This is a genomic window from Acidisphaera rubrifaciens HS-AP3, from assembly GCF_000964365.1.
Lineage (GTDB): Bacteria > Pseudomonadota > Alphaproteobacteria > Acetobacterales > Acetobacteraceae > Acidisphaera > Acidisphaera rubrifaciens.
The window spans coordinates 1-231 of the sequence record NZ_BANB01001119.1 but is presented as its reverse complement, the minus strand read 5'-3'; the positions used below and the strand labels follow the sequence as shown (position 1 = coordinate 231).

At 66.2% G+C, this 231-nt stretch carries 1 protein-coding gene; it reads right to left on the bottom strand.

Going from position 1 to position 231, the window contains the following annotated elements; translation table 11 throughout:
- On the bottom strand, positions 1-231 hold a 231-nt coding region (locus tag B8460_RS20335), incomplete at both ends, for a transposase (RefSeq protein WP_148360744.1).

Sequence of the window (231 nt, the reverse complement as noted above, 5' to 3'; positions counted from 1 at the left end):
CTTGCGCAGGATCTCGTTGGCCTGGCGCAGCTCGCGGTTCTCCCGCTCCAGGGCCTTCAGCCGCTCGGCCACCTCCGTCGGCACGCTTGCCCGCTTGCCCTGATCGACCTCCGCCTTCTTCATCCACTCGCACAGGGTGTAGGCCGAGCAGCCGATCTTTCCCGCAATCGATGACACCACCGCCCAGCGCGACGAATGCTCCCCTTCGTGCTCCAGCACCATCCATACCGC